This is a genomic window from Bacillus sp. FSL K6-6540 (genome assembly GCF_038007545.1).
The window spans coordinates 1,589,907-1,606,724 of record NZ_JBBOXH010000001.1 but is presented as its reverse complement, the minus strand read 5'-3'; the positions used below and the strand labels follow the sequence as shown (position 1 = coordinate 1,606,724).

Below are 16,818 nucleotides of genomic sequence, written 5' to 3'. Positions count from 1 at the left end.
GAGTTTTATTGCGTATCCAGGAGGGTAAACCTGTGGAGATACTCCCGTTTCTTGTCTCTTGCCGAAATAAAAGCTCGAAGCCGTTTCTCGCTTCGAGCTTTCCATAAGCTTTCCATAGCTAACCTTATGCCAAATCCCACTCGGAATGGATCTTGGGCACATCCGATATCAGCTGCTGCGTATACGGATGCTGCGGGTTCAGGATAACCTCTTCCGCCGGTCCGCGCTCCACGACTTTCCCCTGTTCCATAATATACAGCGTATCGCTTACATAATAAGCAAGCCCTACGTCATGGGTAATAAATATAATTGTCATGTTGTTCTCATCCCGCAGCTTCAAGAGCATATCAAGGATCGTGGACCGCGAGCACGCATCGACCATGGAGGTCGGTTCATCCGCAATAAGCAGCTTCGGATGAAGCATGAAAATCCGGGCGATCATCAGGCGCTGCATCTGCCCGCCGGACAATTCGAACGGATATTTATTGTGCAGCTCTTCGAATTTTAGATTGACGAAGGAACACGCTTCCTTCATCTTGCGGAATTGCTCCTCCTTCGTCAGTTTATCTCCCTGCAGCTTAATGCAGTCGAGCAGCAGCTTCTCCACTTTGTAGAACAGGTTGAACGAAGAGAACGGGTCCTGGAAAATCGCCTGAATGTTCTTCCAGTAGCGCTTGCGGTCCCCATGCCGCTTCAGCCGTCTCGGCTTGCCCATATATTCAATCGTCCCGCTGCTCTCTTTCAGTAAGCCCATGATCATTTTTGCCAGCGTTGTCTTGCCGCTTCCGCTCTCGCCGACAATCGATATGATTTCGCCTTCATGAAAGGTAAAGCTGACATCCTCCACGGCGGTTGTCTTCTGCTTCCCGTATCCGAACACCTTCGTGAGGTGCTCTCCCCGAATCAGTACGTCATTCCCCTTCATTCGCATACCACTCCTTAAGCACATCAGGCTCCACGATGCACCGATAGATTCGATCCCCCACGGTCCGGCTCGTTATCTTGCCCTTCCGGCAGGCATCCTGCACATAGGAGCAGCGGTCGGCGAACCGGCAGCCCTCCGGCACGTTCTTCAGATTGGGCGGGGTCCCCGGAATGGCGGCAAGCTTATGGCCCTTCATGCCTTCCTCGGGCACGATGATGGAGCCCATCAGCTTTTTCGTATAAGGATGGATCGGGTCAAATATCATTTGCTCCGCGGTTCCCCGCTCCACGATTTCCCCCGCGTACATGACGATGATGTCATCCGTTACATGATAGAGCAGCGGCAGCTCGTGCGTGATGAAGACAAGGGATTGGATAAAGCCGCGGTCCAGCAGGCTCTTCAGCAGCTTGATTACCGCTTTCTGCGAGGTTACGTCCAGAGCCGAGGTCGGTTCGTCCGCAATCAGCACTTTCGGATTCAGAATGGTGGAAATCGCGATGACCGTTCTCTGCTTCATGCCCCCCGACAGCTCGTTCGGATAGGAGTTCAGCACCTTGGTCGACAAATTCAAGGTCTCGAACCGCTCCGCCGCCATATCCCACACCTGCTTCTTGTTCAGCTCGGGGCGGTGCTCCTTCATGATATCCTCGATGAATCGAATGATTTTGAGCGTTGGATTCAGGGCATTCATGGCCGCTTGCGGAATATACGATATCTCTCTTCCCGACACCCGGGAACGAAGCTGTTCCTTGCCGAGCTTCATAATGTCCGTGCCGTTGATGACAATCGAGCCGCTGCCGAAATGCAGCGGCGGAAAATAGAATCCCATCAGGCTGAGGGCAAGGGTCGATTTGCCGCAGCCGGATTCGCCGGCAATGCCAAGCGTCTTCCCCTTCTCGAGCGAGAAGCTCACGCCGTCTACGGCATATACATGCTCCTTCAGCCGGGTACGGTAAAAGGTTTTCAATTCGTTAACTTCCAGTATATTTGTGCTCAAGGCCCCATCAGCTCCTAATCTTCGGATTGAATATTTCATCCATGCCGGTGTTCATCATGTACAAGGAGAAGGTGATGATGGCGATGGAAATCGCCGCCGGGATAAAGGCCCACCAGGCCCCGGCAACCGGCGCTTCGAAGACGAGCGCCCAATTCATGATGATGCCGAGGGAAATCGTGTTGTAAGGGCCGAGTCCCAGCATCGAGATGGAAGCCTCGGAGAGAATGCCCGATGCCGTCTGCAGCACGAAAGCCATCACGACATAGGAGGCGATGTACGGCAAAATCTCCGAGACAATGATGCGCGGCGTGCTGTACCCGGATATTTTGGCGATGTTCACGTGATCCCGGTTTCGCAATGAGGAGGTTTGCGCCCTTACGGCCCTGGCCGTCCAGGGCCAGCTGGTGATGCCGATGATGACCGCCGTGACAAACGAGCTGCGCGAATCGATGCTGACCGAGATCAAAATCAGGATGACAAAGGAAGGAATCACGATGAAAATGTTGGTGATCGCGGTCAGCAGATTATCGATCATGCCTCCGATATAACCTGAGGCTAAACCGATCACAAGGCCGATAACGGTAGCAAATACGCCGGCAATCAGCCCCACCTGCAGGGAGGTCCGAATGCCGTAGATCAATTCAAGAAATAAATCCCTGCCGAAGTTATCCGACCCCAGCAGCAGCTTCGAGTCCGGCGGTTGATATGCCAGCGCGATCATTTCCAGCGGGTCATTGCGGTTAAAGAGCGGGTAGATCAGCACCATGCCGATCATGGCCAGCAGCATGCAGGCTCCGAACATAAACTTTGGCGATTTGATCAATATGCGAAAGGAACTGTTCATATTATTGATCCTCCATCTGAGCGGCCTTGATTCTCGGATCGATCCAGCCGTAGATTAAGTCGATCGTAAAGTTGGCCAGCAGCACAGCCAGGGCGATCAAGAGGGTGCAGCCCGAAATTAACGGATAATCGAGCTGACGGATCGCCGTGAACATCCAGGTTCCGATCCCCGGATAACTGAATACGATCTCGCAGATCAGAGAGCCGCCTACCATCGTGCCGATGGATAACGCCAGTCCCGTTATCTGGGGCAGCATGGCATTCCGGAATACATATTTCGCGATCTTGGAATCCCGTATCCCGAGCAGCTTGCTGTACAGCACATAATCCGAATTCAGCTCATAGATGGACATCTCGCGCATGCCGATGGCTTGACCGCCGATGGTCACCAGCACGATCGACAGGAACGGAAGCGTGTGATGCCGAAGCACCGAAGCGAAGAATTCAAAGCTGAGCGTCGGCACCATCTGATAGTCGTAGCCGCCATGCAGCGGAAACCAGTTCAGGGACAGCGCGAACACGTACAGCATGATGATGGCCAGCGTGAAGAACGGAATGGAATTCACGAATAAAGCCACCGGAAAAATCACTTTATCGAACACGCCCTTGCGGTATGCCGCAACGGCGCCCAGCACGTTGCCGATGATCCAGCCAACCAGGATGGCCGGAAGCTGGAGACCGATCGTCCACGGCACTGCCGAGGCCAAAATCTCCGTGACCGGTTTCGGATACAGCCCGAACGAAGTGCCCAGGTTGCCGGTCGCCAAATTTTTCAGATAGATGAAGAATTGTTCCCATAAAGGCTTGTCGATGCCGAACTCCACGAGAAAGGTCTCATAGACCCGCTTGATCGTATCGCTGTCGGTCATCCCCTGCGTCATCTCGGACACGATCATGCTGACCGGATTCCCCTCAATCATCCGGGGCAACAGAAAGTTCAGCGTAACGGCGATTACCAGCGTCAGAAAATACCAGAAGAACTTCTTGACGATATATTTTCCGTAAACACTCAAGCAGCTCACCCCCATGAATCGCACCTTCGAATTTGGTGGAAAAGAGACCTATATCAGGGGTGCTAATCCACCAATACAGGTCTTCGTTCATTGAGTTATATCCTCAGTTATGAATCTGATACAGCGACTTGATGCCGGCCCCGTCCATGGAAATTTGAGGAGGGATGTTGCTGCCGTCCCCTTCGGTCGGGAAGCCCTTCCAGACCGATTCATTAACCGTATCGAATACCCATGGACGATACATGAGCGGAATCGACGGAATATCCTTCAACCAGATTTGGGTCAATTCGGTGTAGAGCGCTTTCAATTCGGCTTCGTCCGAAATGGTAGGAATCTTCTCGATGATGGCATCCGCCTGATCGTTCTTGTATCGGCCCCAGTTGTAGAATGCCATTTCGCCCATTGGCGCAACGCCTTTGGAGTACATGATGGTCATGGCGCGGTTCCACGGCTGGCTCGGGCTGACTCCGCCCGCAGGCGTGTTCATGATAATGTCGAACTTGCCGGTCTGAAGATCATTGGTCCATACCGGCGCTTCCGGGAATTTGGTCCGAATCTCGATGCCGATCGCTTTCGCGTTCTGGGCGACGATCTCAAGCGCCGCGTTCCAATCCGACCAGCCGTACGGACATTCAATCTCAAACGGACCGAGTCGGGTACCGTTCAGAACGCGGATGCCGTCTTTCCCTTTCGCGGCGCCGATGGAATCAAGCAGCGCATTGGCCGCCTCCACGTCCGTTGTCCACTGGAGCGGTTTGATGGCCGCCTGGTCCACATATTTCGCTTCGGCCTCCGTATTGAGCGTCAATGACGGCTCCATCGGAGCGGAGTAGCCGCTGATGGCCAGCTCCGAGATTTTGCCGTAGTCTATTGCCATGGCAATCGCTCTGCGAACATCCGCATTGTCGAGCCCTTCCTTTGTCATGTTGAAGAAAATCGACGGCATGGAGCCCGGCACATAATAAGGCGCCTCTTTGATATAGGTTTTGACCGGAGCCCCGCCCTCCCACATTTTCCATACCTGCGGAATAAACTGCTGCGATACGTCGACTTGGCCGCTCTTGAACGCCAGATCGCCCGCGGCATTATCTTTATAGATGACATGCGTGATGTACTTTGGAGCCGGCAGCTTGCCAAAGAGCTTCTGGCCCCAATAGTTATCGTCCCGTATAATCGTGATTTTCTGGTCATTGTAAAAATACATTTTATAAGGCCCTGTTCCAATCGGGTCCTCGTTGACTTCCTTCCGAATGGCGGCAAGGTCGTTGTTGGCTTTCTTCTCGACCTCTTCCCAGACATGTTTAGGCAGCATCGGCATGATCTCAATGCTGTCGAGCACCGTCAACTTGTTCGGATTGTCTTTATTGAGTTTGATGTTCACCGTCTGCGGTCCGTCTGCCGTTACGTCCTCGATGTACGTCCAGAAGCTGCTCCAGTTGATGTCATACTTTTTGCCAAGTTGGTAGGTATAGACGACATCGTCGGAGGTGAACGGCTTGCCGTCGCTCCATTTGGCATCCTGGTTCAGCTCGATCCGCAAGTTGAGATCGTCGGTCCATTCGTACTTGGTCCCAAGCAGCGGCTCTAACTCGCCTGTGAGCTGGTTGACCATAAACAACGTTTCATACACCAGTTCCCTCGAATTTCCGTAGTTGATCGGAAACGCCGGGTTTCCGCTAAGCAGGTTGAAATTCGTGGGCGCTCCCCATTGCAAGCCGTTCACGTAAAGCGTTTCGTTTCTCGGCGTTGCTTTCGCATCGCCCTGCGGTGCCGGTTCTTCGCTTCCTCCGGGCGTCTTAACTCCTTCATTAGGCGGCGGTGTTTCTGATGCTGTCGGCGGCGGCGTTACGCTTTGGCACCCTGCGACAAAAAAAGACGCGGCCAGCAATAGAATGAACATGGGTCTCAGAACGGTTTTCAGCTTCACTTGTGAACCCTCCCATTCATGGAAATGTGTTCTCACTTAAGTGCTGAGTATCCGAGTCGAACATCGGTTGTCTGCAAGCGCTTTCTTGATGGATTTATATGTACCTCGTTTCGATCTGAGTACGAATTATTTTTTTTGTCATTTTTATTCAAGCCTCAAGGATTTTTCCATTTGACGTCGAACTTGAATGGACATGGTAATCTAGCGGACGATCCGATACTCTTCAAAGGGGTGGGCCTACTGCCTGTGATCAAAGATGTTTTGCTGCAGCTGTTGTTTGCATTGATGCCTTTTGTTGCATACAACATCTATTACAGAAAACTGACAGTCAACTATTCCCGTAATTTCATCATTGTCATTTGTTCGCTGTGCATGCTGCTGTCCATGACCTTTGCTTCGTCTGTCCAAAGCGGTCTGATCTTTGACGTACGGTATGTCATTATGTTCTTCGGCATGCTGTTCGGAGGGTTCCTGACAGGGGCAATTCTGCTCGTGGAATTTCTAATCTACAGATTGTACATTGGCGGATCCGGCACGATCGACGCCATTATAATCTTGATCTTTACGTTCCCGCTGTCCGTTCTGCTGTCATTCCTGTATCACCGAAGCAAACACAAATTATGGATCATTTTTATAGCCGGCATCAGCTTCTCGGTCCTTCCGCTCCTGGTACTCTATATAACCAAGCCTGACTACATCATGAATTACTTTGTTTTTAATATTTTAGCCATGCCGGTTCATAACTCGCTCGGGATATGGCTTCTCGTGACCCTGTTTAACAAGTCCGTATCCGACAAGGAGCTTTATCTGCGGTATATCCAGAATGAAAAAGCCGAAGCCGTGAATCATGTCGCCGCCTCCCTTGCCCATGAGGTCCGCAATCCGCTGACCACCGTGCTAGGGTTCCTGCAATTGATCAAAAGCGGCACGTTCCCTCCGGAAAAGACCGAACGATTCCTAGAAATCAGCATGGAGGAAATTCGCCGAACCGAACAGATCTTGTCCGAATACCTCTCGATCAGCAAGCCTCACTTGCCGTTCCAGCAGCGAATCGAGCTTACCGCCCAAATCAAGTCCGTCGTTGAGCTTATGACTTCATATGCCAATATGAGCAACGTCACCCTCAGCACGGACTCTCCCCAGTCGAATCTCTACATTTCGGGGAGTCCTGCAGAGCTCAAGCAACTGCTGGTCAACTTTATTAAGAATGCGATCGAGGCGTGCAAAGACGTCGACAACGGCATGGTCAACATTACCGTCTATGAAGAAACGGACCAGGTGGCCGTGGAAATCAAGGACAACGGGATCGGCATGACACCCGAGCAGCTAAGCCGTCTCGGTTCGATCTACTATTCCACCAAAATGAGCGGCACCGGGCTTGGGCTCACCTTCTCCTATCAAGCCATCCGCGCCATGAACGGAAGCGTCTCGGTACGAAGCTCGCCAAGATCGGGAACTGTGTTTCTCATCACGCTCCCGCGCGCGAAACTGAACCCGTAAGCGATGACGCACGAGGTCCGTTTTACGAAAAAGAGAGACGTCTTTCGCAGTGAAAGAGCGTCTCTGTTTTATTGGGCTTGCAGCATAATTTCTTTGGCCTCAAAACTTCTGTTGTTCTTGCTTATGTTCAACGGCTTTTTTAACGTGATGCGGATAAGATCGCCTTCCTTTAGCTCATCCAGCGTGATAGCTCCTCCTCCACTTGCCTTCAGGGAAGTCGATTCGGTGACCAGCACCTCACAGTGGTACCCCTCATCCGTGTGATTCTTCCGGTTACGATTCACTTCGTCGGAGCAATCCACGGCAATCCTGTCGTCTTCCAGCGAATAAACCGCGGACTCGAACACCGTTACATCACGGGTACATCCTGCCGTAAACAGGAACAGCAGGCACATAAACAGCCTCAGCTTCATACCGCAAACCTCCATATACCTGCTTAAGCAGTTTTCATTAACATAGAGTGACAGGCAAAACGAGTCATCATTAGGTTTAGTGTAACATCGGCCCATCCATTGCGCTTCAAAAAAAAGCAAGGAGCGGGGAGGATCCCCTGCTCCTTGCGTTACTTTCGTTCACCCATTCTTCCTTACTGGTATTTAGGAAGCCAGTCTCCGTGCGCTTCGATCAAGTCGTCGCACAGGCTCTTGATGTCATCCATGGACAATTCGGCAGCCGTATGCGGATCCAGCATCGCCGCATGATAGATATGCTCCTTCTTGCCGGTTGCCGCGGCTTCCAGCGTTAGCAGCTGGGTATTGATATTTGTGCGGTTCAGCGCGGCACACTGCGGAGGCAGATCGCCAACATAGGTCGGCGTCACGCCGCTGGCATCGACCAGACACGGAACCTCGACGCAGGCTTCCTTCGGAAGGTTCGTGATCAGTCCCGTATTCATCACATTGCCGCCGATTTTGAACGGAACATTGGTCTCGATCGCTTCTAAAATGTAGGATGCGTATTCATGGGAGCGGTTGTGCGTCAGATCCTGGTTGTTGACCAGATCCTCGCGCATTGCCTTCCATCCCTCGATTTGGTTCACGCAGCGACGTGGATATTCATCCAGCGGGATGTTAAAGCGCTCGATCAGCTCCGGATAGTTGCGCTTGATGAAATACGGATGGTATTCGGCGTTATGCTCGGACGATTCGGTAATGTAGTAACCGAAGTTCAGCATCATCTCGAGACGGACCATATCATGGTGCTTCTCCTTCTGCTTCTCCGCCGCACGCTTCTTGATTTCCGGATACAGGTCCACGCCGTCCTTCGTTACCTCAAGCAGCCATGCCATATGGTTGATGCCGGCGATTTTGGCCTGCACGCCTTCCTTGTCTATTCCCAAATTATCGAACAGATGCGGGATGCATGCCTGAACGCTGTGGCACAGACCTACGGTTTGCACGCCGCCCAGCGTGTTCATGGCATTGGTCAGCACTGCCATTGGATTCGTATAGTTGAGGAACAAGGCGTTCGGACAAACCTCCCGCATATCAGCCGCGAAATCCAGCATGACCGGGATGGTGCGGAGGTTGCGGAATATTCCGCCGATTCCCACGGTGTCCGCTATCGTCTGTCTTAGCCCGTATTTCTTCGGAACCTCGAAGTCCGTGATCGTGCACGGGTCATAGCCTCCAACCTGAATCGCGTTAATGACGTATTTTGCTCCGCGAAGCGCTTCCTTGCGGTCGCCGTATGATTTTACGACACAGGTGCTGCCGCTGGTTTTCTTTATGTTATTCAGCATGTTTTCCGAGTCTTTCAAACGAACGGGGTCAATATCAAACAAAGCAAGTTCAAATCCCTGCAAAGCCGGCGTCTGCATGCAATCACCCAGGACGTTTTTGGCAAATACGGTACTTCCTGCTCCGATGAATGTAATCTTAGACATCAATAAATGCCCTCCTTAAACTCGATAAATTAATACGCTTTCACATGACTAACTATAAGATAATCGGCCTTTTTTGAATATGGAGCAAAACAAGTGCCATATGGACATTTGTCGTGCGATTATGTAATCTAACTCTATCTCATATCCGCTCAATGATTGATTTCGCACACGTTTAAGGAGGAGCCAAAAAGATGTCCATTTTGCCGGACCACACCCTTTATACGATTGGCATGAACCCTTCGCCCGGCGGTCATGACCTGAACATTCTGTTCAGCGGCGAAGGCATGCCCGTACCCCGCCACAAAATCGGGCCCATCATCCATGATTACTGCCTTATTCACACCGTCCTGACAGGCCAAGGCGTGTTCGAATGCGCTGGCACGGTGCATCACTGCCGGGCAGGCGATACCTTCGTGATCCTTCCCGGCGTTCTGTTCAGCTATGAAGCGGACGACCGGAATCCCTGGCACTACAACTGGGTGGCTCTGCAGGAGAAAGGCACCAACCTGCTGCTGGCTGATATGGGCGTTACACCCGTCAGGCCGATTATCCGCTGCACGGAAGAAACCGAACTGAACGACCTGGCCGAGATGTACCGTCATCTGCGTCTCGGGTTTAACCAATCGGATCACCCTTGGCTGGAGGATCTTCAGGCATCCGGGTGGCTCCGATTGCTGCTCCATAAGCTGGCCATGTTAAACCGCGAGCATCTACCGTCGAGCTCCAATGACATGCCGGATATTGAGCGGGGCGTGAGACAGACGGAGCGCTGGATTTCGACCCAATATCACCAGCAGCTGTCCATAGATCAGATGGCGAAGGCACTCGGCTATCACCGGGCCCATCTGTCCAAGATGTTCAAACAGCATACGGGCCTTTCGCCCATGCAGTACCTCATGAAGGTACGCATCGAGAAGGCCAAAGCACTCATGAGATCGTCCTTCTCCATCCATGAAATTGCCTCCTCCGTCGGTTTCAACGACGCTCTCTATTTCTCCAAGCAGTTCCGCAAATGGACAGGCATGACCCCCAGCGAATATAAGTACAGCCTGGAAAAAAGCTCGAATAAAACATGATCCTGATATGAAAAGAGCTCCCGGCATGAATGCCGGGAGCTCTTCTATAAATAACACCAACTGCCTTTTAACTTATGCCTGCGCCTCATACAGCTGGACAATCTCGATAATCGTCTGGACGGCCAGTACCATATTGTCGGCGGACACGTATTCATATCGTCCGTGATAGTTCTCCCCGCCCGTAAAAATGTTCGGTGTCGGCAGGCCCATGTACGACAGTTGGGAACCGTCGGTCCCCCCGCGGATCGGTTCGATGATCGGCTTGATTCCCAGCTTCTCCATCGCGGTCTGCGCGATGTCGACCACTTCTTTGACCGGCTCGATTTTCTCCCGCATATTGTAATATTGGTCTTTCATCTGAAGCACGATCCGCTCGGCTCCATACTTGTCCTGAAGCTCTTCGACGATGGAAGCCAGCTTGGCCTTCCTGCCTTCGAACAGCTCCCGGTCATGGTCGCGGATAATATAACGAAGCTCGGTCACCTCCACATCGCCTTCGATGGAAGTGAGATGAAAGAAGCCTTCATACCCCTCGGTATGTTCAGGCGCTTCTTCCGAAGGGAGCATGCCGTTCAGCTCCATGGCGATTTTCGCCGCGTTGACCATTTTGCCCTTGGCCGTTCCGGGGTGGACATTCTTGCCTTTGCAAGTCACGAGCGCGGCCGCCGCATTAAAGCTTTCGTATTGCAGTTCTCCCAGCGGCCCCCCATCCATCGTATACGCGTATTTGGCGCCAAAGGCCTCCACGTCGAATTTATGCGGTCCTCGACCGATCTCTTCGTCGGGCGTGAAGGCCACGCGGATTTTGCCGTGCTTCAGCTCCGGATGCTGGATCAGGTAATTCATCGCCGTCATGATCTCTGCAATGCCCGCTTTATCGTCGGCGCCCAGCAGCGTTGTGCCGTCCGTTGTCACGAGCGTATGTCCTTTGTAACCGCTCAGCTCCGGAAAATCTTGCGGGGAGAGGATCACGTTCTGCGCTTGATTCAAAACGATGTCTTGTCCGTCATATTGTTCGACGATCCGCGGTTTGACGCCGGCACCCTTAAAATCGGTCGCCGTATCGATATGTGCCAAAAAGCCGATGGTCGGGACGGGTTTATCCGTGTTAGCCGGAAGCGTGGCCATCACATAACCGTTCTCATCCATGGTGACTTCCTGCATGCCGATGCCCTTCAGCTCGTCCACCAGCAGCCGGCCCAGCGTCAGCTGCCCCGGGGTAGAAGGGCAAGTGTGGCTGTTCTCGTCGGATTGCGTATCCATCTGCGCATAGGTAATGAGTCTGTCGATTACTTCTTTTTTCATAAATTCTCAACTCCAATACGTATGGTATGTAAGGTGCACCTCTCAAATCCATCAAGAGTATACCATATTTGCCTGCGCTCAAAAAAATAACCGCTCCCCGAAAACCAGGGGAGCGGTCAGGCTATGGCCAAAATGAAACGTTGATTTATTCAAAAGCCGGGAGCGCGATCTCGGAATAGTTCTCCTCGAAGAATTTCTTCACTTCGGGGCTGGTCATCGCCTGGGCGAGCTTTTGAATCGGCTCGGAATCCACGTTATCCTTGCGGGCCACCAGCGTAATAGTGAAATCGGAGTCGTTGCCCTCGGTTACCAGTGCATCCTTCTTAGGCGTCAGTCCCAGAGGTTTGGCATAGGCCGGCGTCATGGCCACCATATCGACGTCGTCGAGGGTGCGGGCCAGCATCAGCAGATCCACCTCGGTGAACTTGTATTGATGCGGGTTCTCGACGATGTCGGCCTGCGTCGCTTGGATGCCGACGCCTTCCTTCAGCTCGATCAGACCGTTCTTCTCAAACATCACCAGGGATCGGCCGATGTTGGAAGGATCGTTAGGAATCGCTATCGTTGCGCCGTCCGGAAGCTCTTCGATGGTTTTGTATTTTTTGGAGTACGCGCCGAAAACGGCATTATAGATCGGCGTGACCGGAACCAGTTCCGACCCGTTGTTCGCATTGTACTCTTCCATGTACGGTACATGCTGGAAGAAATTCGCATCCACCTCATTATGGGCAAGTGCATTGTTCGGCTGCACATTATCGGACAGAATTCGGATGTCCAGATTGATGCCTTCTTCCTTCAGCATCGGCTTCACGAGCTCTAGCACTTCCGTCATCGGCGGAATGAGCGTTGCGACCTTCAGCGTCACTTCTTCTTTCCCTTCGGGCGCCGCGCTCTCCGGGGCTTCGTCCTTGGCTGGCTGCTGTCCGCAGCCCGCAAGCGCAAGCATGAGGGTCAGCAGAAGCAGCGATAATTTCTTATTCATTTTAGGTTACCTCCAGGTAAAAAATAGAATCTGTGCAAGCATGTTCAAAACCGCAATTATACTTTTCTTTTGTCCAGCAGCCTGGAAGCCAGGTTCCCGCCGAACTGGATCGATTGTACCAGAATGATCATGATGATGATCGTAAACGTCATGATCTCTTCCTCGAATCGCTGGTACCCGTAGCGGATCGCGAAATCCCCGACGCCGCCCCCGCCCACGATCCCCATGACCGTGGAGTACGAAATAAAACTGATCGTGGAGGTTGTCAGTCCGAGCGCAAGACCCGACCTGGCCTCCACATACAGGAACTTGAATATCATCTGGATCGTGGAGGCCCCCATGGAAGAGGCGGCCTCCATCACTTCCTTCGGCACCTCCAGCAGGGATTGCTCAACCAATCTGGAGTAGTAGGCAACTGCTACGACGGATAGCGGCACGGCAGCGGCCACCGTGCCGAGCGATGTACCGACAATCCACCTTGTGACCGGAATCATGGCAACGACAAGCAGCAGAAACGGAAATGACCGTATAACGTTGACCAGCGCATTCAGAATGGAGAACAATAGCCGGTTCTCATACTGCTGTCCTTTTCGGCACAGAAATAGCAGTGTTCCGACCGGAAGACCCAGTATTATAGCGGCAGCAATCGAAATGCCCACCATAATGAACGTCTCGCCGATCGCCCGCCATATTTCATGCTGATACTGGAGGACATAGGCCAAATAATCGTTCACGTATTGAATGATGTCATTCATAGAAGCCCAGTCCCCCCGTTTCTTCAGCACCGTTAGTTGGAGTTCCGGTACCTCGAGGCACCTCTCCATCCTGTTGGCGATTACGGTACGTTCGGGTCAAGCGGCCGTCCTCCATCACGGACACATGGTCGCAAATGCCGTTCACCACGTCCATTTCGTGCGAGACGATGACGATCGTAACCCCCAGCGTCCGGTTAATATGTCTTAACACATCCAGAATATCCGCCGTCGTCCGCGGATCCAGGGAAGACGTCGGCTCATCGCACAGCAATACGGTCGGCGAATTGGCCAAGGCTCTGGCAATCGCTACCCGCTGCTTCTGGCCGCCGCTAAGCTGAGCAGGATATGACTTCGCTTTATCCTCCAGCCCGACAAAGCGCAGGACCTCCTGAACGCGCTCCGCACGGGCAGCCTTCGGTACCTTTGCCAGCTCAAGCGGCAGGGACACGTTGCCCCATACCGTCCGGTTGCTGACCAGTTGGAACAGCTGAAAGATCATGCCGATGGACCTTCTTGCCTCCCGAAGCTCCCTGCCGCCAAGGGCAGTCAGCTCCCGTCCATTCACCGAGACTTTGCCGGCGTCCGGTCTCTCCAGTACGTTCATGATGCGCAGCAGCGTCGATTTACCGGCTCCGCTGGCGCCGATGATGCCGTGTATGCTGCCCTCTTCAATATCGAGAGAGACGGCATCGATTGCCAGGTAACGGTCCGCGCCGTTGCCATAGCTTTTACTGACCTCTTGCAGCGAGATCATCCTAACATCCCCCTCCTTGCCACATGAAGAAAGCCCGCGTGGCGATACCGCCTGCGAGCACATGATGCTGCAACAACAATTGAATCATACCATAATTTTAGACAAAATGTGACACCCCTTGCCCACTGCCAGAAAGTGCATGCTCTCAAGATAAATAAAGCTGATGTCCATACATGCCCGTTAAGCGTTCAACCGCCTTATCCAGCAAACCTTCCTCAAAACCCTCCAGGCCTTCGATGGCTTGGATTTTCTCCGCAGCCGGCATCTCCTTCTGAAGATGCAAACTCCAGTTCACGATCGCCTGCACCGCATCTTCATGCTCAAACTGGCCGTAATAGATATGCGCTTTGTACAGATAACTCTCGGCATGCTCGGGCACCACCTTCAGCACCTCGTCAAAGGCAGCCAATGCCGCATCTTCGTCCTGATCCTTGTAATAAATCTGCCCCAGCCTGAAATATGCCCCGGGATGACCCGGCGAAAGCTCCAGCACTTGCAGCGTATCCTCCTTCGCGCGCGCGTAGTCTCCCATCGAATAATAAATTCCGCTTCGCAGGCTATACAGGCTTCCCTGCCCCGGGTTCAAGCTGAGCCCCTGAGCGCAGTCCGCCAATCCCCGCTCGAGCTGGCCGGTCTCCACGAAGCAAACGGCGCGGAATTCATAGAATCGCGGATTGGACGGATGCGCTTGAATCGCCTGGGAATACGCGTCGATGGCAAGGTCCCACATGCCCATCTCCTTGTAAATATGACCGCTGGCCGCCAGGTACGTCGGGTGCTCGGAGAAGGCTTCCTCCTGCTTAACCGCTTCCTGCAGCTCCAGCAGCGCTTCCTCGTTGCGTCCTTGAAGATAGAGCACGTAGCTGAGCTTGTTGCGGATTTCGGTCCCGTCCTGGAGCGCGGCCGCTTCCTTCAAAGCCTGCTCCGCAGACGGCAGATCGTTCATCTCCATATAAATATCGGCACGCTGCACATAATTGGGCGCGTCATCATGCTCAAGCTTAAGCAGCTTGTCATTGATCGCCAGCGCCTCCTCCTGGCGACCCAGCCGGTAGTAGCAGTCGGCCATCCAGTAGCAAGCCAGCGGGGAATCCGGCTGTCTCGCATACAGCTTCGAAATCAGCTCGAAGGCTTCCTCTTCCCGGGCATCCTCGCGGTAGATACGGGCCAAATCGAAATAAGCGCGGTAATCGTCCGGTTCCGCCTCGATCGCCCACTCCAAATCGGCTTTGGCCGCAGCTTTGCTGCCGGACCGGTTCAAGACCTCCGCCCTCTTTAAGTAAAGTTCGTACGAATCCGGATACCGTTCAATGGCCTCCGACAGATAGTGCTCGGCCTGCCCCAAATCCCCCAGCTGCACGTACAGATCCGCCATGGGCTTCCGGAAGGAATACGCCTCGCGCGCTTGCCGCTGAAACGTCTGGAATGCGCCATAGCTGTAGTTGGTGCTTCCCGCGAACAGCGCATATCCGCCATCCGCTTCCGCTTCATACCGGTCAGCCAGCTGGATTCCCTCCTGCAGGACGCCCACGGCTTCCTGCACATGATCCATCAGATCCAGCGACACCGACAGCATGTAGTAATACATCGGAATGGCGCGCTCCGGCTTCTGGATGCTTAAACGAAAATAGCGCGCCGCTTCCGCCGGGTTCCGGCTCTCGTAATAGGCCATGCCCAGTTCATAGTAGGTCGAAATTACCGTGCTGTCGTCCTCTCGCTTGATGCTTTCCTTTAGATCCCGGATCGCCTCGTCGTACTGGTTCAAATCCTTGTGCGCAATGCCCCGGGTATACCAATTCATATAATTGTCCGCATTCAATCGAATCGCTTCATCCAAATCCTCGATGGCCTCGCGCTCCCGGTTCAGCTCCCGCAAAATATGGGCGCGCCGCTCGTACGCGCGATGGCTGCCGCTCGTTTCGATCACGCGTCCCAGATAAGCCACGGCCTCATCCGAATAGCCGCTGTTGTGCAGCAGTTCCGCATAGTGCAGCTTGTCATTAAAACTTGTAATGGCGCTTTCGCCTTTTCTCATATATTTAAGGGCTTGCTCAAAATCCCGCTTCTTCCTGTAATGGTTCCCGATACGGAACCAGATCCGCTTCATCAACTTCATGGTGGCTCATCCTTTGTATGTAGATGTTATTCTTGGGTTTCTTGGGCTCCTATGATTAGAGCCGGGGCAGCTTTCGCCTTATCTCTATATTATACTTCCTCTATGTCCATTTGCATCCAAATTAAAGAGGAACCTCCTGCAGGCTCCTCTTTCGGTGTGTATCCTATTATATTGTATAAAGATACCAAAAATGTGCAATCCAAAATATTACTTCCGATTATTTAGTGAAATGCTCTTCCATTTTGCGCCATCGGGTTTTTCCGGCATGGTATGCAGCAATGCCTAGCGAAATTCCCCAGACCAGAAAGAGCGCATACCAGAAGTATCCCCACGCCGCCATGGGGCTTGCATCTTGAGCAGCGTGCATCGGGGCCGACTGAACGCGTCCAACCGCTAACAGATACTGCAAGGCGAAATAGATAAATCCCCATAATGACAACAACACCGAACCGGCTGTTGCCGGAACAACTAACATCCATTTCGGCAGTCGTCTCCCCCAAGGCCTGGCGAAAGCAAGCGCGAAGACGGCAGCCAACATAGCGATGGTTCCCATTCCCCAGTAGCCGATCGCATGCGACCAAAAATCATCCGGCGTCTCCTGGAAATCCCCGGGGAATGCAAACCCGAAGCCAAGCCCCCACCAATAATGGGGAAGGGCATACAGCACAGCAGCAATGCAGGCAACAACCCCCGCTTTTTTCATTCTTGATTCATTCATTTCATCACCTCAAGCTCATCAT

General features: G+C 52.9%; 15 protein-coding genes. 2 read left to right on the top strand and 13 right to left on the bottom strand.

From position 1 onward, the window contains the following. Positions 1-124: 124 nt before the first annotated feature. The 5 genes from MHH82_RS06855 to MHH82_RS06835 form a co-directional block, all read right to left on the bottom strand. Positions 125-925, bottom strand: coding sequence for an ABC transporter ATP-binding protein (locus MHH82_RS06855; RefSeq protein WP_009591620.1), 801 nt, complete (start codon positions 923-925; stop codon positions 125-127). Beyond that, complete coding sequence (locus MHH82_RS06850) at positions 912-1,922, bottom strand: ABC transporter ATP-binding protein (protein ID WP_015733868.1); 1,011 nt, start codon at positions 1,920-1,922, stop codon at positions 912-914. Before MHH82_RS06850 ends, MHH82_RS06855 begins: the two co-directional genes overlap by 14 nt. Before the next feature lie 7 nt (positions 1,923-1,929). After that, positions 1,930-2,766 (bottom strand): ABC transporter permease, encoded by an 837-nt coding sequence (locus MHH82_RS06845; RefSeq protein ID WP_009591588.1) that lies wholly within the window; start codon positions 2,764-2,766, stop codon positions 1,930-1,932. A 1-nt stretch (position 2,767) separates the two neighbouring features. Next, positions 2,768-3,778, bottom strand: a complete 1,011-nt coding sequence (locus tag MHH82_RS06840) for an ABC transporter permease (protein WP_085981266.1) — start codon at positions 3,776-3,778, stop codon at positions 2,768-2,770. A gap of 103 nt (positions 3,779-3,881) precedes the next feature. Beyond that, positions 3,882-5,705 (bottom strand): ABC transporter substrate-binding protein, encoded by a 1,824-nt coding sequence (locus tag MHH82_RS06835; protein ID WP_340964598.1) that lies wholly within the window; start codon positions 5,703-5,705, stop codon positions 3,882-3,884. Positions 5,706-5,951: 246 nt separating this feature from the next. Between MHH82_RS06835 and MHH82_RS06830 the strand changes: the two genes are divergently transcribed. Beyond that, entirely contained in the window at positions 5,952-7,205 is a 1,254-nt protein-coding gene (locus tag MHH82_RS06830; RefSeq protein ID WP_228468782.1) for a sensor histidine kinase, read from the top strand. 68 nt (positions 7,206-7,273) lie between these two features. Here MHH82_RS06830 and MHH82_RS06825 read toward each other — a convergent pair whose 3' ends face one another. Then, positions 7,274-7,618: a hypothetical protein gene (locus MHH82_RS06825; protein WP_015733865.1), complete on the bottom strand. Its 345-nt coding sequence runs from the start codon at positions 7,616-7,618 to the stop codon at positions 7,274-7,276. A gap of 173 nt (positions 7,619-7,791) precedes the next feature. Beyond that, on the bottom strand, positions 7,792-9,090 hold the full coding sequence (locus tag MHH82_RS06820) for an alpha-glucosidase/alpha-galactosidase (RefSeq protein ID WP_015733864.1): 1,299 nt from the start codon (positions 9,088-9,090) through the stop codon (positions 7,792-7,794). 191 nt (positions 9,091-9,281) lie between these two features. On the opposite strand from MHH82_RS06820, the gene MHH82_RS06815 reads away from it, so the two are divergent. After that, positions 9,282-10,166: a helix-turn-helix transcriptional regulator gene (locus tag MHH82_RS06815; RefSeq protein WP_340964591.1), complete on the top strand. Its 885-nt coding sequence runs from the start codon at positions 9,282-9,284 to the stop codon at positions 10,164-10,166. A 72-nt stretch (positions 10,167-10,238) separates the two neighbouring features. On the opposite strand, the gene pepT is transcribed toward MHH82_RS06815, so the two are convergent. The 6 genes from pepT to MHH82_RS06785 all read right to left on the bottom strand — a co-directional run bounded on the left by pepT (position 10,239) and on the right by MHH82_RS06785 (position 16,796). Beyond that, positions 10,239-11,471: a peptidase T gene (gene pepT / locus MHH82_RS06810; protein ID WP_015733862.1), complete on the bottom strand. Its 1,233-nt coding sequence runs from the start codon at positions 11,469-11,471 to the stop codon at positions 10,239-10,241. Positions 11,472-11,616: 145 nt separating this feature from the next. Next, positions 11,617-12,453, bottom strand: a complete 837-nt coding sequence (locus tag MHH82_RS06805; protein ID WP_015733861.1) for a MetQ/NlpA family ABC transporter substrate-binding protein — start codon at positions 12,451-12,453, stop codon at positions 11,617-11,619. Between the two features lie 56 nt (positions 12,454-12,509). Further along, positions 12,510-13,208: a methionine ABC transporter permease gene (locus MHH82_RS06800; protein ID WP_015733860.1), complete on the bottom strand. Its 699-nt coding sequence runs from the start codon at positions 13,206-13,208 to the stop codon at positions 12,510-12,512. Beyond that, positions 13,201-13,962 (bottom strand): methionine ABC transporter ATP-binding protein, encoded by a 762-nt coding sequence (locus tag MHH82_RS06795; RefSeq protein ID WP_051425335.1) that lies wholly within the window; start codon positions 13,960-13,962, stop codon positions 13,201-13,203. Before MHH82_RS06795 ends, MHH82_RS06800 begins: the two co-directional genes overlap by 8 nt. A 145-nt stretch (positions 13,963-14,107) precedes the next feature. Next, on the bottom strand, positions 14,108-16,078 hold the full coding sequence (locus tag MHH82_RS06790; RefSeq protein ID WP_015733858.1) for a tetratricopeptide repeat protein: 1,971 nt from the start codon (positions 16,076-16,078) through the stop codon (positions 14,108-14,110). A 217-nt stretch (positions 16,079-16,295) separates the two neighbouring features. Continuing rightward, the gene (locus MHH82_RS06785) at positions 16,296-16,796 is read right to left on the bottom strand and encodes a DUF3995 domain-containing protein (RefSeq protein WP_340964583.1); all 501 of its coding nucleotides are present in this window, start codon (positions 16,794-16,796) and stop codon (positions 16,296-16,298) included. Between the last annotated feature and the right edge of the window lie 22 nt (positions 16,797-16,818).